The 20,101-nt window shown below is 47.2% G+C and carries 15 protein-coding genes; all 15 read right to left on the bottom strand.

What is annotated here, in order from left to right:
• Positions 1–10: 10 nt before the first annotated feature.
• The gene (locus ACR6Z4_RS13040) at positions 11–1,468 is read right to left on the bottom strand and encodes a dihydrolipoyl dehydrogenase family protein (RefSeq protein WP_479717712.1); all 1,458 of its coding nucleotides are present in this window, start codon (positions 1,466–1,468) and stop codon (positions 11–13) included.
• Positions 1,469–1,599: 131 nt separating this feature from the next.
• Positions 1,600–2,751 (bottom strand): threonine-phosphate decarboxylase CobD, encoded by a 1,152-nt coding sequence (gene cobD, locus ACR6Z4_RS13035; RefSeq protein ID WP_479717711.1) that lies wholly within the window; start codon positions 2,749–2,751, stop codon positions 1,600–1,602.
• Positions 2,752–2,762: 11 nt separating this feature from the next.
• Positions 2,763–3,044 carry an HU family DNA-binding protein gene (locus ACR6Z4_RS13030; protein WP_479717710.1) on the bottom strand — a complete coding sequence of 94 codons (282 nt, stop codon included), beginning with the start codon at positions 3,042–3,044 and terminating at the stop codon, positions 2,763–2,765.
• A 713-nt stretch (positions 3,045–3,757) separates the two neighbouring features.
• Positions 3,758–5,356, bottom strand: coding sequence for an ELWxxDGT repeat protein (locus tag ACR6Z4_RS13025; RefSeq protein ID WP_479717709.1), 1,599 nt, complete (start codon positions 5,354–5,356; stop codon positions 3,758–3,760).
• 419 nt (positions 5,357–5,775) lie between these two features.
• On the bottom strand, positions 5,776–8,247 hold the full coding sequence (locus ACR6Z4_RS13020) for an AMIN domain-containing protein (RefSeq protein WP_479717708.1): 2,472 nt from the start codon (positions 8,245–8,247) through the stop codon (positions 5,776–5,778).
• Positions 8,248–8,342: 95 nt separating this feature from the next.
• Positions 8,343–9,185: a pilus assembly protein PilO gene (locus tag ACR6Z4_RS13015; protein ID WP_479717707.1), complete on the bottom strand. Its 843-nt coding sequence runs from the start codon at positions 9,183–9,185 to the stop codon at positions 8,343–8,345.
• Positions 9,182–10,003, bottom strand: coding sequence for a PilN domain-containing protein (locus tag ACR6Z4_RS13010; RefSeq protein WP_479717706.1), 822 nt, complete (start codon positions 10,001–10,003; stop codon positions 9,182–9,184). Before ACR6Z4_RS13010 ends, ACR6Z4_RS13015 begins: the two co-directional genes overlap by 4 nt.
• A 1-nt stretch (position 10,004) precedes the next feature.
• Complete coding sequence (gene pilM / locus ACR6Z4_RS13005) at positions 10,005–11,120, bottom strand: type IV pilus assembly protein PilM (RefSeq protein WP_479717705.1); 1,116 nt, start codon at positions 11,118–11,120, stop codon at positions 10,005–10,007.
• A gap of 361 nt (positions 11,121–11,481) precedes the next feature.
• Positions 11,482–11,697, bottom strand: a complete 216-nt coding sequence (locus ACR6Z4_RS13000; RefSeq protein ID WP_479717704.1) for a hypothetical protein — start codon at positions 11,695–11,697, stop codon at positions 11,482–11,484.
• A gap of 568 nt (positions 11,698–12,265) precedes the next feature.
• The gene (locus tag ACR6Z4_RS12995) at positions 12,266–12,781 is read right to left on the bottom strand and encodes a methyltransferase family protein (protein WP_479717703.1); all 516 of its coding nucleotides are present in this window, start codon (positions 12,779–12,781) and stop codon (positions 12,266–12,268) included.
• Positions 12,782–12,836: 55 nt separating this feature from the next.
• The gene (locus ACR6Z4_RS12990) at positions 12,837–14,072 is read right to left on the bottom strand and encodes a glycosyltransferase family 4 protein (RefSeq protein ID WP_479717702.1); all 1,236 of its coding nucleotides are present in this window, start codon (positions 14,070–14,072) and stop codon (positions 12,837–12,839) included.
• Positions 14,073–14,393: 321 nt separating this feature from the next.
• Positions 14,394–16,250, bottom strand: a complete 1,857-nt coding sequence (locus tag ACR6Z4_RS12985) for a glycoside hydrolase family 55 protein (RefSeq protein WP_479717701.1) — start codon at positions 16,248–16,250, stop codon at positions 14,394–14,396.
• Between the two features lie 132 nt (positions 16,251–16,382).
• Positions 16,383–17,471 (bottom strand): acyltransferase family protein, encoded by a 1,089-nt coding sequence (locus ACR6Z4_RS12980; RefSeq protein ID WP_479717700.1) that lies wholly within the window; start codon positions 17,469–17,471, stop codon positions 16,383–16,385.
• A 153-nt stretch (positions 17,472–17,624) separates the two neighbouring features.
• On the bottom strand, positions 17,625–18,527 hold the full coding sequence (locus tag ACR6Z4_RS12975) for a sulfotransferase family protein (protein ID WP_479717699.1): 903 nt from the start codon (positions 18,525–18,527) through the stop codon (positions 17,625–17,627).
• Positions 18,528–18,603: 76 nt separating this feature from the next.
• A complete protein-coding gene (locus ACR6Z4_RS12970) occupies positions 18,604–20,079 on the bottom strand; it encodes a lipopolysaccharide biosynthesis protein (RefSeq protein WP_479717698.1) in 1,476 nt (491 codons plus the stop codon).
• Between the last annotated feature and the right edge of the window lie 22 nt (positions 20,080–20,101).

The following is a 20,101-nucleotide window of genomic DNA, read 5'->3' as shown; positions in this document are numbered from 1 at the left end:
CAGCAACACCCTATCCTCTGCGCCAACTAAACCACTTCTCTAGCCAATCGCTGCAAAGGGTATTGCGTTTGCGCTGGTCATGCTGCCATCGCTCGGCAATGTGTTGCAAAATTGCTGAAGCCGAGAGAGAAATAGCAGGGAATCGGGTCAGCTGATGAAGAGGGATACGATTTTGGATCAGCAAAGCGATCGCACTGACGACGTCTTCTGCCGCATTTCCGACCAGATGCGCTCCTAAAATCTCACCATTTTGCCGCAGCACAATTTTGCAAAATCCCGCGGGCTCAGCACACAGATGGGTTTTCACCAGCGACTTAAACGACGATCTGAGAATCACCACATCTTTGCCATACCGCCGCTGGGCTTGCACCTCAGTCAGACCAACTCTGGCTAAGACCGGGTGCGTGAAAATTGCCCAGGGGATCGGCATATAGTTGACTGAGTGAATGGGTAAGAATAATGCATTTTTAACCGCCAGTTTGGCTTCGTACTGCCCAATGTGCTCAAACGGATAGCCCCCAATGACGGATCCACAGGCATAAATCCGGGGGTGATCGGTCTGCAATTTACGGTTAACGCCAATGCCATAGGGTTTGCGTGATACCCCCACTGCGTCTAACTGAAGGGTGGCAATATGGGGTTGGGGTCTATCAATTACCAAAATTTCATCGGCTTCAATGGCACGACTGCCGATCTGTGCCCACTTGCAATCCCCCAGTTGCCGAATTAGGGTGATAGGGGTCTGGGTTAAGACCTGAATGCCGTCGGCTTCGAGGTGTGCCTGAATCAAGCCAGCCGCTTCGCTATCTTCATAGGGCAGCAGGCGATCGCCTCCACTGGCTAAAACAACCTCAGACCCCAGGCGGGCAAAGGTTTGCGCTAACTCTACCGCAGGCGGTTCTGCACCAATCACAATCAGACGTTTGGGCAGATGGGTGAGTGATTCACTCTGATAGAGACGGTCGGGGGTTAAGGGGCGGATAGTATTTAAGCCCTCAATATTTGGCAAGCCAGATTGCGATCCCGTCGCAATCAAATAGTTACGAGCCTGCAACGGGCGATCGCCAACCATCAGCATTGGCTCTCGGGGTTGGAACCGCGCCTCCCCCAGCACCACATCGATCCCTTTAGCGGCAAGACTGACCAGCGATTGCTCTGCCTCTAAATTGGCGATCGCAGTCGTTGTCCACATCATTGCCTCCGCCCAATTTATCTGCCAGTCGGGGCGATCGCCACCCCTGTCGGGTGTGATGGGTAACCCCAACGCCTCACCCCGGTTGAGTTGGTCAGCCGTCTGAGCCAGATTGGCGATCGCATAATTCCACCAACGCCCGTCCATCAGAGGCTCTGCGGCTGACCGCTCTGGCTCAACTAAGGCAACTCTTGCTCCCAAAGAACGGGCAAACAACGCCGCATCACGCGCAACAAACGTACCACCAATAATGACAAGATCGTAGGAAAAGGGCATGGAAAAGGAGTGGGGGAGACAAGGGAGATGGGGGAGATGAAGGAGATGGGGGAGTCGCTAAAAAATTAAAGTTTTTTGAGAAAGCGACGGCTTCGCCGTCGCTTTCTCAAAAAACACCTCATTCATAACCCCTACCCCAATGCATGCTGCAATCCTGCCAGTAAGCGTTGATTTTCTACGTCAGTTCTAACCGCTATGCGGAAATAGCGATCGCCTAATTCTGGAAAACTCATACAATCGCGAATCAGCACCTGACTCTGGTGTAGTAAGTCGTGCTGCAATTTCATCACAGACCTATCAGACTGCACCAGTAGAAAATTGGCAGCTCCGGGATAAGGATACAACCCAGACAGCGATCGCAGTCCCGCAAGCAATAGAGGTTTGGCAGAAGCAAGCCAGTTCCAGGTTTGTTGCTGAAAGCCAGTATCTTGCAAAACAGCCACCCCTGCTGCTGCCGCCAGGGTATTGACAGACCAGGGATCCCGCCATTGCCGCCAACGGTTGAGTCGGTCGGGATGGGCGATCGCATAGCCCAGCCGCAACCCAGGCAAACTATAAAATTTGGTCAGCGATCGCAAAATCACCAGATTGGGATAGTTTGCCACCCACTCCACCAGGCTTTCCTGGTGTTCCGGCAACAAGAAATCCATAAACGCTTCATCGACGACCACTAAAGCAAATTGCTCTAGATAAGGAAGCAGCGTTTTGGCTGAAAATAGCGTGCCTGTGGGGTTATGAGGATTGTTGAGGAGCAGTCCACAGGTTTGAGGAGACAGGGAAGGGAAATTAAACTCTAAAGATGAAGCATGAGGAGTGAAGAGTAAATCATAATCCTCATCAACTCCATTTTCCTGACGTTTTCCTCCCCCCATTCCTTGTCTTGCCCACTGCAACGGATACGGCAAAATTTGAGCATCGAAAGCATTCAGTGCCCTTCCATAGTCGCCAAAGGCAGGGGTCGGTAACACAGTCGCTTCCAGGGTTGAGAGATCTCGACTCACCCACGTCAGCAATTCCGCAGAGCCGTTGCCCGGAAGAATCCAGTTAGCGGGCACCGCATGAAATTGACTTAATGCGTGGCAGAGTTCCCGATAATCTGGGTCCGGGTAGTCGCGTAGATGCCGCAGATGTGACTGAATAGCGGCGATCGCAGACTGAGGCGGACCCAGAGGATTAATACTGGCAGAAAAGTCAAGAATCAAATCAGGGGAACAACTGGCGAGAGATGCTGCCCAGGCCAGGTTCCCCCCATGTGCGGGTCGAAAAAATAGCGAATCGCTCAAATGCAGAGCCTCTACTTTGGTGGAGCAACCTTCTCTTTAAAGAGCTTACCAGCTGAGAATGCAGGTACCTTAGTAGCCGGAATTTCCATTGCTTCGCCGGTTTTAGGGTTACGTCCTTCCCGGGCTTTGCGATCGCGAGGTTCAAATGAACCAAAACCAACCAATGTAACTTTGTCACCCTTAGAAACCGCTTCCATGATGCTATCCATAGCAGCAGTTAAAACAGCATCTGCCTGCTTTTTGGTGACACTCGCCTTATTAGCGATTTCATCGACTAATTCACCTTTATTCATGAGAATCTCCTTAAATCACGTATCGGATAAAACGAGCACTTTAGAATCTCATCATGAGACTCTAAATGAATTGTTCGAGGTAGGAAAGCGAAATCGCTGAAACCCCTATGAACTCGAATTTTCAATGCTTTATTCTAAATGCAAGTTGCCAGATATGGATCGTCAAAACCTTTAATTTATATAGATTTCGGGACTTTTTAGCAAAAATCTAAATAACTGACCCCAAAATAGGGGTACAAATGGCACTTTCTTAGAGAAAGATGAAGCAAAATTTCCCAATTTAGAAGAGAAGTCAGCCTTCCTGGCACTCCGATTGGATGTTTTTTAAAGCCTTCTACTCGCCCGTTGTGAGTCCAACCATGAAACTCAAAAAAGATATGGGGTGAAAATGCCTCCCTCCTGCTCCTGCATGCTGATGACGGCGGAGGGTGGAACCCCCTTCAGGGTTAGGCACAGGCGATACTCAATCCACGAGATTCGGTGGGAGTGCCACGCGGAGGGCAGCACTCACACCGAATCTCATAGCCTAAATTAGTAGCCCTCAGAATCAGGTATCCTATGTAGGACTTTTTGCAGGGGATAAAGGGGGTAAATGCTCCTTATATCCCCTCTAAAACTTTTAATTTGGTGGACTAGAGCGTACTTTAAAACTCGCTAAGAGGATTGTTTTTTCGTGCGCGAAGCGCACGAAAAAACAACTTTTAAACCAGACCTTAGGTACTCGACAACGTCCACAACTCTCGACCGTTGTCACCGTCCTCTGCCGTAAAGAATAGCTCGCCGTTAAAATCGACCAATTCTAGAGGACTGGATGAATCTTTGCCCGGATTAATATCTCGAACCCGAATCGTACCCGTAGAGGTGCCATTGGTTCTCCATAGCTCCCGTCCCGAAGCCTCTGTGGTTGCCGCAAAGTACAGTAAATTACCAACCTGAACTAAGCCCGTGGGGAAAGAACCTTCTCCACCTACAAAAATATCTTTAACCCGCACCGTACCATCGGCTGTCCCGTCGCTCCGCCATAACTCAAACCCGCTGATGCCGTTCGTTGCCTGGAAATACAGGACATCATTAAAATTAGCCAGACTTGAGGGAAACGAACTATCACTCCCAGACGCGATATTGGTGACCAACGAAGTTCCATCCAACGTGCCATCACTTTGCCACAACTCTCGACCATTGTTTACCGTGGTTGCAGCGAAATAAAGAGTATCGCCGATTGGCACCAAATCAAAGGGATTAGACCCTTCTGACCCCAGTTGGATATCTCTAACCAGATTCGTTCCCTCCAGTGTTCCATCGCTACGCCAGAGTTCTCTACCAATCGGATTGACGTCGCCTCTATCGGCTGAGAAGAACAACTCTCCATTGAAATCGACTAACCCCAAGGGATTAGACGATCCTGAACCCAAATTAATATTTTCCACCAGCGTTGTTCCGGTGCGGGTGCCATCACTCTTCCATAACTCTTTGCCCTGCCCATTGCCATCATCTGCCGCAAAAAAGAGAGTATCCCCAACCACCACCAGTTCACTTGGGTCAGACCCTTCAGAACCAACATTAATATCTCTGACTAGAACGGTGCCGGCAGATGTGCCATCACTCTTCCATAGCTCTTTTCCGCTACTACCATTGTCGGCAAAGAAATATAGCTCTCCGTTAAATGCAACCAGATCAGATGGACTGGAGCTGTCTTGTAAGTCTCCTGTTGAGCCGGTATTAATATCTTTAACAAGTACAGTCCCTCTAGAGGTACCATCAGATTTCCAAAGCTCAACCCCAGTGCGACCATTGGTTGCGGCAAAAAATAGAGTATCGTCAACAACGGTAAGAAACTGGGGATTAGAACTATCTACACCAGGGTTAAGGTCTTTAAACGGAACGGCAAGTCCGCCACCGTTGCCACCATTGCCACCCCCATTACCGCCATCATCATCATCATCATTCCCACCCCCACCCGTTGCCCCAAAAATTGTACTGAGCCGGTAGTCGGTACCGCTCCCTTTTCGCGCTCTCACTAAAATGTAATAGGTTCCAGGATTTACCAACGTGATATTAATAAATTCGCTGGCTCCTCGTCGCCGCGTCGCCGATCGAGCTAAGACACGTCCTTTGCTATTGAGCAAAAACAGATCAGCGTCTCCTTCCATTTGGTCTAAGGCGATGGCAGCAAACCGAGAGCGAGGAATATCAAACCGATAATGATCTTTGATATCACCTTTGCCGACCGAATCTTTAAACTCTTGTATGCGAAAGCGAGTTCGAAAGAGTCGAGCCTGTTTGAGCGTGTTCCCAGCTTTATCACTTGCCATAGTTCTGGTTTCCCTAGGATTGAGTCGCCTGATGGTAATAGGTCACAACTGAAGTAGCCAATAGACGATTAAGTATTGTTGAAACAATATAGCTAGTACAGCAAAACGAAAGTTTTGTCAGGGGTGAAGGGGTGGAACCCCTTCTTGGGGGCTTCGCCCCCAACCCCCCATGTTGCAAAATTTGGTGTTTGCAACACTAGATTATCTGTTGTCGGTTTTTCTCACGACAAAAAACGTTGAGATAGGGCAAACTCTTGTGCCCTATTCCCACCGTTATATTGCGGCTGTGCGATCGCCTCTATGAGCAACATATGCCATCGTTTAGTTTTGCTTGAGTTCTGCGTCTAAGTTGATTTTTGGCAGCGTGGCATCGTCACACTGCCAAAAATAGACCTTAGTTTGATTCAAGCCACACGCTCTTAAGGAACTTGAACCCCCTGACGTTGCAAGATTTGTTGAACATCCTGACCAGGAGAATAGCGATAGCCAAAGGTAGACAGGTCAGAGTCATTCATGATCTGAGGAGTGACCAACACAATGACTTCTTGACGAGTATTGTTCCGTTCTGTGCTTCTAAATAGTGCGCCCAAAATCGGGATATCGCCCAGAATGGGAACCTTGGAAACTGTTGTCCGATCAGACTCCTGGATAATGCCTGACAGAATCAGCGTTTGACCATCCCTGAGACGGATAGCACCTGACTGAAGCGATCGCGATTGCAGTAAGGTAATGTCACCTTGAATATCTGTCGTTTCTACCGTTGCTCCAGGAGAAGAAACGGTTGGGTTCACTGCCAATGTCACAAAGCCATTGTCATCAATGCGTTCAACCTGAATTTGTAACGTCAAACCCGCATCATTGATAATCGGCTCAAATTCTCCCGGACCTGTACCCCGAATCCCACTGTAAACCTGAGAGGTCAGAGCGACGGTAGCCGTCTGCCCTTCCTGCACCATTAAGGTTGGATCCGTCAAGATCTTGGCATTGCCGCTGACCACCTGTGCTTGCAACGATGACAGGAAGCGAGTGGGATATTGGAATAGTTCTGGTAAGCCAATCTCAATCGTGCCATCATCTGCAATATCGGTAATACCGGGCTGGAGTGGATTGAGATCCGTACCAAAGGGCGGACGTGCTAACCTACCCGATGGAAATCGAGGATCGAAAACATTAATAGTCGTGGTAGTGCCATCGGGGAGCTGAACTTCCACCGGGAATGTTCTGACAGGTTGCCCTGTACTTTCTGTGCCACCATAAGGAGAATCAGGTTGGTCATCCAGGAAGGGACCCCCATCGAAACCCTCCGGAAAAGGAGCAAGGGTAACGGGCGGGCTAAGACGGCTGCCATTCACATCAGCCTGACTAGGGGGGTTAACCCGTCCATAGTTAAAGCTGGCAGCACCTCCATCATTCACAAAGAAGCCATCATCCCAGCCAAAGGAGAAGCTACTGTTAAAGTCTTCGGTGGCTAGCAAGTTGACATCCACAACTTTGACATTGACCGCAACCTGACGGCGACGCAGATCAAGTTGCTGCAACAGCACAGACGCAACTTCAACTTTACGGGGGGTGCCCACGAGTGTAATAGCATTGAGTCGCGGGTCAACCGTAACCGATAGCCCCTCTAATAGCAACGGGCTGTTCCCAGGCGTCACTTGCACTGCCACGATTTGGGGAGCTTCACGAACTTCTACAACCCGCGCCGCTGCACCTTCACCAATACTTTCAATCCGGGTGGGCTGAAAGAATTGACGGGATTCAGCACCTTGGGTTGCCAAAAAGTTAGCCGCATCAGTCACAGGAACTTGATTAAGCCGCAGCGTCCGGGCAATCACATTACGGGCTTCGTCAGGTAGACGAGGGCCGACAAACACTGTCCGACCGACTCGGTTAGCCTCAAGACCAGTAATCCGGAGAACGTAGTTAAAGACATCTTCAACGCGCTCATTCTCAATATCCAGGGAAATCCGAACGTCTGCACCTGCTACTTCCTCACCCGGTGTAGCAGGTGCAGCTGGAGCTGCACCTGTTGCTGTGGCGTCTGTTGCGCCACCAATATACGCCACGTTAATGCCAGCGGCACGCCCCAGCAAGGAGAGGACATCGCGAGCAGGAGCATCGCGCAGAACCAGGCGGGGAATCCGTTCTTCGGTGCCCAACGTCACGGAATCGGGAGACGAATCTACATTAGAGACAGAAATATCACCCAACGGTGGTGCGATCGCTCTGGGTTGCAGTGGTGGCACCAGACTAGTACTGGGCGGCTGAGCGGGAGCCCCGTTGATGGTGATCTCTGGATTTGGGACTAAAATGTCGGGCGCAGGAACGTTAGGCGATTGTGACGGAGGAACCTGGGCGACAGGGTAGTCGGCGCTGGGCGCAGCGGGAATCGTAGGAATTTGGAATGAAGCTGTAGGAGCAACAGGAGCGCTCGGTGCAGGAGCCGGTGCAGCAGGCGCTGCCATTTGCGCAGCATTAAAACTAGCACTGGTGGGCACGTAGCTCAGCACAATGTTGCGTCGATCTTGCTGAACCTGTGCTGCCGGAGCCGCCGCCTCACCATTAACCGTCACTCGAATGCTGTTGGCATCCAGTTGTGTGACCATCACGGAGCTGATGCCAGGAGCCGGATTATTTTGCAAATATCCATTACCCTGTGGTAGATCAAGCTGGGCGTTAATAATGTCAGCGGTGAGAGCATTGTCTCGCTCGACTGTAAAAATTTGTGGGCGATCGCCACTGCGAGTCTGAAGTACGACCTGCATCCCCGCATCGGTTTGACTGACCTGCACCCCCGTCACTTGAGTTGCATCTGCCCATACCGGCTGGGTCGATAACAAAATCAGCGACCCGCCACCGATAATACTTCCTAATGCAAACTGTCTCTTCATGAGTCCACTCCTCTACAGAACAGGCGAAAAAAATACGTTGTGCTACGAATAGATGGGATTAGGTGGTTTTAGGCTGAACGCGTAACGTTCAACCGTTAAGGTGACGGGGATGGAGATGCATTCGGGTCTACGGGTGCATTTGGATCTACGGCGGGAGCAGCAGGCGGTTGCGATACAGGCAGCAGTGCAATTAATTGAAATGAGGTGGTAATCCGGGTCAACGGTTGCCCATTCGCGACCAAACGCCCTTGTTCATCCAAGACAACGCGTTGCGACGCCTCATCCAGCTCAGATTTAAAATCTTGAACGATCAACAACGGTTGCAAGCGCTCAATATTGCGCATGATAGATTGAGTTTGGGCATAGTCTCCCTGAAGCTCTACATTAAACGTGACCCGCTCTAGCCTGCCATTGAGTGTCGTCCCAAACGCACCATCGTTGACGACATCTGGCTCAGTCAGCACCAAATTTTCAGCCGTTGCCACTGTACCTGGAGTTCCAGCCGTGCTGGCTTGAAACTTCGATAAATTAGCCCGTCTCTCTGGATCCGTAATGCCTGCATTCACCGACTGAACTCGTGCATTGACATCTAATAGCAACGTCTCCAAGCTTCTCTCGGTGGCAAAGAGAGCCAAGACATCCGCTTGCAACTGTTCCGCGTCTTTCAATTGCTTTCTGGCTTCTTCAATTTGCCGCTGCGTTTCCTCCTGGTTAACCAATTGAGAACGCTTCTCAGAGGCTGCCTGCTCTAACGTTTGTGTTTGCTGCCATGCTGGCTGCACCACATTGATTAACAAATAGACCGCACCTGCCAAACCCAATAACGCAACCAACGTACCACTGACGACAGGAGTTAACTGCACACCAAATATCGTCGGATAAGACGGGGCTTCTTCAAACCCGCCATCTCCAGAAATAAAATCACCACTGGCGGTCATTGCTGAATCACTCCTTTGCTTCGTAATTCTTCAATTCTGGCGGCAAGCCCTACCGCTAAGTTGCGTTCCAAATCTTGCATGAGTTGAGACGTGGGCAAATTGGTTAACGTCGTTACCACCGTAAACCTGACAACTTTAGGCAATTCCACTTCGACCTGAGCAGCAATATCTTCTCTAAACTCAATCCGGGTTGGGTCATCAATCAACTCGGCAGCCAGGATTTTAGTCAACTCAGGTTCCAAAAAGGGCGATTGCTGTAACGTCAACAAAAAGTCATTGACTTCATCAAAGTTGCGGGCGACACCACTAATTTGAATCACCGTAGACGGCTTTTCTACGACGGGTGGCGGTGCTGGCGGTGGTGCCGACCCATCAGCCGGGGCAGGAGGTGGGGGTGGCGCAGCAACTGGAGTCAGTTTCTTTTGCTCGATCGAGTCGAGTTGCATTCCAGTCGGCACCCGACCTCGAACATCTTGCAAAATAGCCGACCACGGCTTAATTCGGTCAAAGACCGTCGCCAAAGCCTGGTTTTGCTGATTCATTTGATCCACCTGCTGGCGGATCGTATTCACTTCTTGCAATTGTGCCTGTGCGGCTGCCAACTGACTATCTAACTCAGCAATTTCAGTTTGTAGTTTGGCATTGCGGGTTTGCAAGAAAAACCACAATCCTGCTGCCAGTGCGGGCAACAAAATCCCCACGGCAACCCCGACAAACAGAGGAGCCTGACTAGACTGTACCGCTCTCGGCGCAGACGTCCCCGCCTCGGATGGGCGGATAGTCCGATCATTTAAAAAATTGACATCGAGACTATACATGTCACCACGCCTCCCGCAGACCCAAACCTAAAACAACGCCTAACCCCGGTCTTTGAACCGACGGTATCTCTTCTTCTACTTCAAGCGATAAGGCTGAGATCGGGTCAACCTGACTAGCAGGCAAACTCAATCGTTGCGAGAAAAACTCATCTAACTGCCCAATCGAACCACCCGGACCTGCTAGAAGTAGTTGGGCTACTTCCAGGTTTTCACCCTGATTTAAATAAAAGTCGATCGAACGTCGCAACTCATCGGCCAACTCCCCTAAGACTCGCAGCATGGCAGCAGTGCCTGGGTTTGTTCCGCCCATCTTAGGTGAGGAGCCCACACTATCCATTGGCGATACGGGCACCGTCATCCCCTGTAATAAATCAGTATTACGAGAGGGCGGCAAGTTCATTGCCCGACTTAATGCCGTTTGAATTTGATACGTACCAATTGGCACAGTTCTAGAAAACTGAGGAACCCCATCTACCACGATGGAAATCTCAGTACTTTCAAACTCAATATCGACGATCGCCGCTGCTTCTTGAGGTGTGAACTGTCGCAATTGTTCGCGAATAGTTCGGATCAAAGAAAAACTACTAATTTCTAAAACATTGATGGACAAGCCCGCCTGTTGAAATGTATCGAGATAAGAATCCGTTACTTCTCGACGGGTTGCTACCAATAAAACCTGAACTTTCTCAATCCCATCTTCGTCTACAAAAAAGCCAAGTTTTTGATAGTCTACATCTGCTTCTTCGCGGGGAAATGGTAAGTAAAGCCCTGCCTCTTGGTTTAAGACCATCTCTCGTAATTCGCGATCGTCTAGTTCGGCAGGTACCGGAATAATCCGAGTGACCGTATCTCGACCACCAGGGATCGCCGTTGCTGCATGTTTGGTTTTGATTTTGCTTTCTGCCAATGTGGACTGAATAATTTCAGCCATTCCAGCAGAATCGAGAATTTGCCCCTCTTGAAAAATGCCTTCAGGAATTTCGGCTGATGCCAGTGTGACGAGCTGAAACCCTTGTCCTTTTCTTCGAAGACGAGCAATATTAAGACGATCCGGAGTTAGCTCAATGCCGACTCCCTTTGTTTTTTTTGCGAATAAGTTTTTGAGGCTACTAACCACAGTTTTTTCAACTCAACTAACTGAGAAGTTGGGATAGATTAATGAGTTCAGGGAAAGACAGAGGCAATTCTAGCAACAATTTCTGTGGATAAATACAGAAAGTAAAATAATTGCGTATGTATGCTACCCAATTTAGTTCAGAATTGCCACCTTGACTCAAAGGATACAAAGTTTAAAGAAAAATAACTACGTTTTTTTGAGTCAGGCTTGGGCACAGAGATCGCAGATCTAAAACGAGATTGTTTCGCTCTAAGATTCAGGCTTAAAACGAACTACTCTAATCAATCACTCGGTAAAAATCAAGCGGTTTTAACAGCGATATTACCCACAATTTAGAGAAATGAGTAGAGTTAGTCGAAATTTAAGCACAAAAAATGGGTGTTGCGCACAAGTTTTGCAGGATATTTACCCTTTTTTTTGTAAAAATCTGCTGGCTCAAATGATTTTGAACCCCAAACATCAACCCATAGGTCAGCGTACTCGACCAAGCAAGACCCGATAGCCGCAACGCCGCATCCATATTGACTGAGCGGAGATTTCCTATCCCCATGCGATCGCTCTCTTGAAAAGTGGGCACTCTAACATCAACTCAACATTGGACGTTCCCCGGTAGCAATGCCGGGATTTTTTTTGAATAACCATGGGCGATCGCCCATTTCCTCATTTTTCTATATATAGCGATCCTAAATCCGGTGTGAAAGCGCCCGCCCGAAGGGCGGGCGCTTTCACACCGGATCATTTTCACAGATCAAATAAGATTGCTATAGCTCTACGCAATCCAGTTCGGACATCGGGGGGTGGGGGCGGTGCCTCCACCCCTGCACCCCGTCCTAACCCTAATGCGTACCGCCATAGCAATTCCCAATTGCTCTGTCACAACAACCGGCATCTCAATCGCCAATCGCTATCAAAAACGGCATTGCTCAGGATCGTGGGTTTAATAAAACCCGATTCTTTTTGAGAGAGCGGTGGCTCCGCCACCGCTCTCTCAAAAAGAATTACAGGTTAATTAATCTGTGATCCTTAGTATCGCGATGGATGCGAACGTGAACCCTTCGGGTTCACGTTCGCATCCATCCTGCAAATTGGCAACGCCCTAAGAAACCCTTACTTTCTTTATGTCTACCAAGTCACGAGGCCACAACCTAGTAGAGCCAGGGGATCAGTCGTTTGACCCGCTGTTGATAGCTTAAATAATCAGGATATTTCTCTGCCAGCCAAACCTCTTCACGCGTTGCCTTGGCATTGAAAAAGACAAAAAGGACGGCGGTTGCTATCAGATGAACCAGACTCAACGAATAAAGTGACCAACCCAATGCAGCCAAAATCAAACCGCTATAGAGGGGATGTCGCACTACCCCATACACCCCCGACTGCACCAATTGACCGTCTTCTTTGGGATACGGTAAGGGTGTTAAACTTGCTCCCAAATCGATCACGCCTTTGAGCAAAAAGGCGATCGCCACGATCGCCAGAACAGCGGCGATGCCCCAGTCCAGGTAACGCCAAAGGGGAAGCAGTTGATCTACCCCTGCCGGACGATAGATCGGTAAGAGAGCAAACCCTACGAGCAAGACACCTTGAGCCACGACCCAATATTCGCCCTTTTGACCCCGACGCCATCCTTCACGGCTGAACCCCCAATCTGTCAGCAGTTTCATGGTTTAACCCCCATCGTGTAGATGGATTTAATTGTCACTGGTTCATCATCACGGGTCAATGCAACAGTTCGGCAAACAGCTTCAGGTATTGATTAGCCTGTGTTTCTAAGGGAAAGACCCGTTCGGCTTTTTCGCGGGCATTGTGACACAGGTGTTGGTGGCGATCGCGGTCTGCTAACACCCAGGCAATGCCATCCGCCAAATCTTCAACCTCATAGGGTCGCGCCAAATAGCCATTGTGCTGATGATCGACAATATCCTTAGGACCAGTTGCATTAAAAGCCACAACCGGAGTACCACACGCTAGCGACTCAGAAGCAGTTTGACCAAACGCCTCCTGCATAGAAGGAACAATCATGACGTCCGCAGCCGAATAGACTAACGCTAAAGCAACATCGTCATGTAATCGATCCATATAGTGAACTTTAAACCTTAGATCAAGAGAAGTATCGGGTTGAGATAAGCCGAAAATCACAAGCTCGATTTGTTCTCCCTGTCCAGCATGAGTGAGTTTTTGCAAAGCTGGCAGCAAAAACTGAAACCCCTTCCGTTCATCGTTCATGACACCAGAAGATGCTCCAAATAAAACTAATTGCTTATCGTGAGGTAAGCCCAGCACATCTCGTGCAATAGTTTTTGGGATGGGCTTGTACCGATTCAAATCAAGTCCATGAGGAATGACTTCAATCCGCAAGTCTTTAAACAATGAACTGCTTCTGGCACATTCAGCAAACCAGTGACTGGGGGCAACGATGGTCAGATCAAGAGGCTGCCAAACTTTAGACTTACGCGACAAAATTTTGTGAGATAAATCACTGTCCTTACCACTCTTCAATTGAGGACAGGCACCACATTCGCTTTGGTAACGGACACAAGTTTGAGTGTAATGACACCCACCTGTAAAAGGCCACATATCATGAAGCGTCCAGACCAGGGGCTTGTTAAACTTGCTCAACGTTTCAATTTTGATGAAACCGTTACAAATCCAATGTAAGTGGACAATATCAGGATTGAGTCGTTGAACGTGAGTGGCGATCGCATCTGGAAACCATTGAGGCGAAAACATTAAGCGCTCACGTTGAGGATAGGAGCGTAACGGTAAGCCATTCATGGTTGGTCCAAGCTTTGTCAGCATCGTCTTGTCAGCTAAGACATCTGAATCCAGGCTAGATTTAGCCCGTACCAACATTTGCGACCCAACACCAACCTCCTTCAATCCAGAATGCAAGCGATAGGCAGCACGGGCAGCTCCACCATCCAAATCAGACGTACTAAGATGAACAACTTTCATATAAAACTCTCAACATAAAATTGATTGATATAGCGGTGCCCGTTTCGGTAAATTGCGGTCTGAGGAGTGAACTCCTACGCAGGGGACACTGTCCCCTGCAACCCCTGTGTTGCATGAACCTGCACAGAGCCATAGTTTAGAGGGTGAATCAATCCAAGAATTTCGAGCATCCCAATTACAATTTCATCCCAAGGTTCATACTCTACAATGTCATCTTGAAGCCTTAGGATTGTGGACTTAATAGACCCGACGTTTATTGTTGGCAGCGTGGCGTTGCCGCGCTGCCAACAATAAACGTCCGGATTTTATTGAATTGGTAATTCAGTGTTGATATCCCACAAACAGAGGCATGACCTGTCCTCGCATTTCCCGTGTGAAGAATAATCGGGTTTCGCCATTTTGGATCTCTCTAACTTGAATACGATAGTTTCGGTTTGCTCCAGAAGCACTAACCGAATAAGTCAGCGATTGACTCGATTCATCATTAACAAAAGCAGCTTGATCTTGCTCATTTTCTTCAAATGGTATCACTGGATAAATTAATCCTCCGACCAACTCTGTTTTCCCTCCATCCGTCGTTTCAATGACAGATCCTTTCCCCTCAGTCTTCAATCCTAAAATCCAAAGATTTCCACCTCTATTGACGATTTTGGTTTTGGGAACATGCAAACTCTCGGCATTGAGCTGTCTTGCCCAGACATCCTGAGGATACTTTAAAAACAAATCCGTTTGCACGTCTTCGAGGAACAGATTGCCAGAATTAGGAAAGTTTTGAATTCCTTCACCTTTGATCTGACAATGTTTAATCACCAAAGGGCGAGAAGAATGATGTTCAATAATAATTCCTCCCAACAAAAGCCCTTCAATTACAAGCGGTTCTTTATCGTTTTCTTCAATCCGAAAAGTAAATGTTGCAGGGTCATTTAGATTGGTTAGCGATTCAAACCCCAACACATGTTTGACTGTTTTAGGAATGCTGATAATACCATCAACACGATAGATTCCTTGCGGGAAATAGATAGTGGATGCACCGGAATCCATTGCCGCTTGAATCGATGGATAATCTTTGACATTTGACCAATGACTCAAATCATTGTCGTGAAAGATTGGAGTTTCTTCAATTGGTAAATTCAGGGCATGGGATGGACTATCAAACAAACTGTAGGTTTGATCGGATATGTATTCAGATTGATATAGTCCTGGGACAACAGAGCGATGATTTTTAATCGCAGATTGATAGCCTTCAGCTGTGATATTTTTTGCATACAGGAAGCCATCATTCTCAACCGCACTTCCCGCTGAGTTGTCCTGAAAAAAACTATCCAGTAAAACGACTAAACCTCTTCTATTTTGCACTGCCGGAACAGAACGACCCGCATTAAGATTGAGCATGCCTCGACTAGCATTTTGAACTTGTAAATCTCGAATTGCTAACGTGTTTCCTTCGTTTACTATCCCTGCTCTTTTTTGGTTTTTTAGCAGAATGTGTTCCAGGGTAATGCTATAGATCGGTTGACGGGCTCGAATACCATAATCAAAGCCTTCGACCACCAAGTTTTTTACTAAACTGGGACCGGGCCATTCCCTCACCATTGCCAGACCAACAACACCTGTTTTATCACCCGAGCGGATCGTCACATCCTCAATTGCTCCTCGATTGTTAGACACATAGTCGATGCCAACTGCTCCTGGATTTCCTGCACCTGTGTCAATGGTTAAATCGCGAATGTAATACCGAAAGGCTGCATTACCTTGCGGGGTAAGAATAACGGGCTTGGGGCTACGAACATCTAAAAAATTGGGGGTTGCATCTTTCAGTTTAATGATGCTTTGACCTTGCCCCTGTCCCCGGATGGTCGTGCAGCATTTTCCTTGCCCAGACGGGAAGACCAGGGTGTCGCTAACCAGATAGGTGCCTTTGGGAAAGTAAATGATTTTGGGTCTGGTAAAGTCTGAAAATGGAGCTTGTAGTGCTTGGCGAATGGCATTTGTGTCATCCGTATACCCATCTCCTTGTGCGCCATAATCCTTCTGAATGTCAATCCAACCAATATCATCGGGGAATTGCTTTTCAGGCACAGAGCTATCTTCTAGTGCAGGCAGACGGTTGACGGAAGACGTAGTAGTTGCAAGATTGGGTGTAAGCGATGACTGTCGAGCCGCACAGCTTATACTCACTACGATGAGTAAAGTAACTACGAAAACCCTGAAGAATCGTTTCATCGGAGTGCCAACTATTAAAATCACATTTGAATGGATAATCAGGTTGATTTTAGATAAGCGATCGCAGATGAAATTAACATTTCCCAACTAAATGCCAAATAATAAGCTGGATATGTTTTTTCTTTTACTCAAAAGCTCTGTGATGCCCCAGCTGATTAGCAAAGTAATCATTGCAATTGCCAATAAAACCAAGCTAGAAATATGGGCTAAGAAACTCGGAAAAAGTCGAGTTGCAACAATATAGAAGCTTTCTATAAACAGCAGGTGAATGAGATAAATTCCAAACGAAGCCGTACCTAACTGCTGAATCCAATTGCTTTCTTTCAGGAGTTGTGAGGTTTGAAGTGCAAGTGCTAATGTAATGTATCCTCTTCCAATCTCATACACCGCAGCCGGGAACAGGTAAACACCAAAAGCATTAATTACAACGAAAGCGATCGCTGCCACAACTACATAGTAAGGTTTGAATTGGGGTAAACGCTGCTTGACTGATGGATAGTTCAAAATCATTGCTAAAAAGATGTAAGGCAAGCACCTGAGCAACCACGCAAGGGCAACTAAAGCAACTCGCAGCAAAGCATTTTGGGTACCATCTGGGAAAAGCAGTTCAAAAAGGTTGTTAAAAGCAAAATTCGACTTGTTTTTAAATTCATTATCGGATGCAAGGATGACTTCATATAAAAACAAACTTGCTATAAACAATAAGACTAAGACCTGAAACTTGACTCCTCGCTTAATCCATAACTCTGACAATTTAACTAACAATGTACCCGTCATGAGTAATGGTAAGAAGTAGAGATGAATAGCGATTCCACCAAAAAACAAGATTGGTACCGCATCTTCAAACAACCTCAGGATTTCACCTGTTTCACCTTGTACTCCATATTTCAACACTTTATACAGTAAATAAATGCCACTCCAAACAGCATAGGGAATTAACAGACGAATGATTCTAGCCCCTAAGGGATACTCTTTTGCAGTGGCGAACATACGACCTATTGCAAGATAGAACGATGTCGCCAAGAAAAATGGAACAGCAAAGCCAGCAAATTCTAAGATTGGACTCAAACCCGGAGGCTGATGACCGAGAGGCTGATGAATATGCAGAATTATAACTGCGTAGATTGCTATCCCTCGAAATAAATCAATCCCTACTAAGCGATGCTTTTTATCCATCCCAAATTAACTCCATCTTAGTATTGGTATTGGATGAGGAATTCATCAATATAGAAGAAAAATCTGAGACCCTATCCGAAAAGGGATCAGAAGAGTTGATTTTCGTGCCCTTCGGGCACGAAAATCAACTTTACGGATAGATTTGTAATGCTTCTACTTCAACCAGGCAGATAAATCTCGTTGGATCAAATCCTGAAGTTTGAGAACATCATCTCGATAAACTTCAATTAGTTCTTGGCGCAATTCTGGAGAGAGTTTAGGCTTTGTGAGCATATGCTTTTCAAACGTCTGCCCAATCCCCTTTGGCAATAGAGGCTTCAAAACCGATTTGATCGATTTTTGTCTAGAGAGCCAATACAAAAACTTATTTTTAGGGATACCAGAAGCACCTGCTTTGACAGAAGTATCAGGAACAAACGTATCTTCTACACCCAAGTAAGAAAAGATTTTTTGCAACGTTTTGGTTGCATCCCGCTGTAAATCTTCGTTCAGGCAGATATGAATCTGATTTTTATCGAATACCTTGTAGTAATACGATAATTGTTCATAGTAAAAACCCAACTTTTTGTAGTAAAAAATGGGCGACCAATTTTCTCGGATGAAAGTCTCTTCCATCTGAAGCGCTTGCTCAAAATCGGTCATGTATTCCAGCCCCTGTTCAATACTGCTGAGATATTCGCCTAAAAAGGCAGAATATGCTCTTTCTGCTGGATGGCGCAAAATCGCAATCAACTTTGCTTCGGGAATGTAAGCCTTAATTCGATTCGCGGCTTTGGGCGTATGCAAATAACTGGGTGAGGCTTCGCCAATTGCTTTTTCGGTAGACACCTCATCAAACAGAGCCTGGTAATCTTTAAAGTTAGTAATCGCTGTTGTATTAATCGGGTCTAAAACACCACCCGGTCTACGGAAGCAGAGATTTTCCCCTTCAAAACCAAAGAAATGAGGTTCTTTGAGGGTGGTCATGAAAACATCTGGGTGCTGCTTAAGATAGTAATAGAGTGCCGTGGTGCCTGACTTTGCCGCACCAATAATCAAAAAGTTAGGTAGAGTCATGGCTTTAGAGATATACGATGGTAGGAAAAATAAGTGTTACTGTTGGTCTGAGTCTAGATCAGCATCAATGATTGATTTAGATTTTAGGTGGCTCTGGCTTAGGCATTTTAGAGGGAGCTGCTAAACGCGCAACATTCAAAAGCTTTTTGAAGAATTTGGGGAAGAGAAGAAAGATCGTGAGTAAATAGGCGATCGCACCCAAAGCAATGCAAATGCCCAATAGTACTGAAACATTCAAACTATCAGCGAAGAAATACTTGAACAGCCAGATCACCGTAACCATAACGCCTGAGCTGACGAGGGGTGGGATAAAGCGCCCCATATAGTCGGCAATGCTCAGGTGAATTAACCTGCGAACTGCCCAGAGTCGCACAGGAGCTAAGAGGTAACCAGAGATCACCAAACCAGCCGCCACAGCAATAATTCCCCATTTAACGGCTACGGAAAATGCGATGACTCTGGCTACTGTGTCTAACAACAAGAGCCACAGTGCCCATGAAGGCTTACCCATCGCCATAAAGACGGCTCCACTGAAGTTGAAAATGGTCAGCAGCAAACCCATCAGCGCCAAAATTTGCATGACTGGAATGCTGGGTTCCCATTGGGAACCAAACAATCCTCTGACCAACTCAGGCGCTAGTATAGCCATGCCTAAGAAAGAGGGTAAAGCAGCAAAGCTGACCAGCTCACCAGCGGAATAGTAAGCTTGTCGCATTTTCCCCAGATCATCTTGCATTCTTGAAAAAGTGGGCAAGATGACTTGCCTGACTGTATCCGTTAGTAATTGAATCAGCGTAACTAAGAGGCGATAAGCAACGGTGTAATAGCCCAGGACAACAGGACCTAGAAAATAGCCAATGAGGAAGTCATCAGCTCTCATACTGATAAACGATAGAAAGCTAATGCCAACAATATTGATACCGAAGCTGAATAAATCCTTAAAGTGCTTGATCGAAATCTTAAACCCTGGTCGCCAGCCGCTGATTTTCCACAAAAGAATTGTGCTAATCAGGTTTCCGACCAGCAACTGACTCACTAAACTCCAAACTCCAAACCCCTGAAAAGCCATCACAATCGAAACGATGCAACCAATCGATTGCCCTGTTAACTGACGTGCTGCTAGCAGTTTAAAGTTGAGTTGACGACGGAGAAGTGCTTGCTGGGTTGTACTCAACCCAGCAAGCACAATCATTAACGCCAGCCATTGAATAACAGGTGCTAGTTCCGGCTGCCTAAAAGCTTGAGCAATCAAGTCAGCAGTTGTCACACCAATGCCAAGCATCAGTAAGCTAATCCCAAGGTTAAACCAAAAGGCTGTATCTAAATGTTCTGGCTCCAGGTCTTTACGTTGGACAATAGCATCTGAAAATCCTTGAACGATCAGGGCTTGAACGAGTTGAACAAAGATGCTAGCGAGTGCAATCAGCCCAAAGCTTTCTGGCGTCAGCAGACGAGTCAGAATTAAAAATGTAATGGTGGAAAGTGCCTGCCCTCCCCAATTCTGCAAACTTGTCCAGACAACGCCTTTAATGGCTCTCTGTTGTAAGGTCATTTAAGTAACCATCCCGTTTCTA

The organism is Calyptranema fuscum S582, from assembly GCF_055793305.1.
The sequence above is the reverse complement of the archived record's forward strand: the minus strand, read 5'-3'. Positions and strand labels throughout refer to the sequence as shown.

What these genes read in the sequence shown, in the direction of transcription:
- ACR6Z4_RS13025 (WP_479717709.1), bottom strand. Translation starts at nt 5,356, where the DNA reads ATGGCAAGTGATAAAGCTGGGAACACGCTCAAACAGGCTCGACTCTTT.
- ACR6Z4_RS12995 (WP_479717703.1), bottom strand. Translation starts at nt 12,781, where the DNA reads ATGAAACTGCTGACAGATTGGGGGTTCAGCCGTGAAGGATGGCGTCGG.
- ACR6Z4_RS13040 (WP_479717712.1), bottom strand. Translation starts at nt 1,468, where the DNA reads ATGCCCTTTTCCTACGATCTTGTCATTATTGGTGGTACGTTTGTTGCG.
- ACR6Z4_RS12990 (WP_479717702.1), bottom strand. Translation starts at nt 14,072, where the DNA reads ATGAAAGTTGTTCATCTTAGTACGTCTGATTTGGATGGTGGAGCTGCC.
- ACR6Z4_RS13015 (WP_479717707.1), bottom strand. Translation starts at nt 9,185, where the DNA reads ATGACCGCCAGTGGTGATTTTATTTCTGGAGATGGCGGGTTTGAAGAA.
- ACR6Z4_RS13010 (WP_479717706.1), bottom strand. Translation starts at nt 10,003, where the DNA reads ATGTATAGTCTCGATGTCAATTTTTTAAATGATCGGACTATCCGCCCA.
- ACR6Z4_RS12980 (WP_479717700.1), bottom strand. Translation starts at nt 17,471, where the DNA reads ATGGATAAAAAGCATCGCTTAGTAGGGATTGATTTATTTCGAGGGATA.
- ACR6Z4_RS12970 (WP_479717698.1), bottom strand. Translation starts at nt 20,079, where the DNA reads ATGACCTTACAACAGAGAGCCATTAAAGGCGTTGTCTGGACAAGTTTG.
- ACR6Z4_RS12975 (WP_479717699.1), bottom strand. Translation starts at nt 18,527, where the DNA reads ATGACTCTACCTAACTTTTTGATTATTGGTGCGGCAAAGTCAGGCACC.
- ACR6Z4_RS13020 (WP_479717708.1), bottom strand. Translation starts at nt 8,247, where the DNA reads ATGAAGAGACAGTTTGCATTAGGAAGTATTATCGGTGGCGGGTCGCTG.
- ACR6Z4_RS13030 (WP_479717710.1), bottom strand. Translation starts at nt 3,044, where the DNA reads ATGAATAAAGGTGAATTAGTCGATGAAATCGCTAATAAGGCGAGTGTC.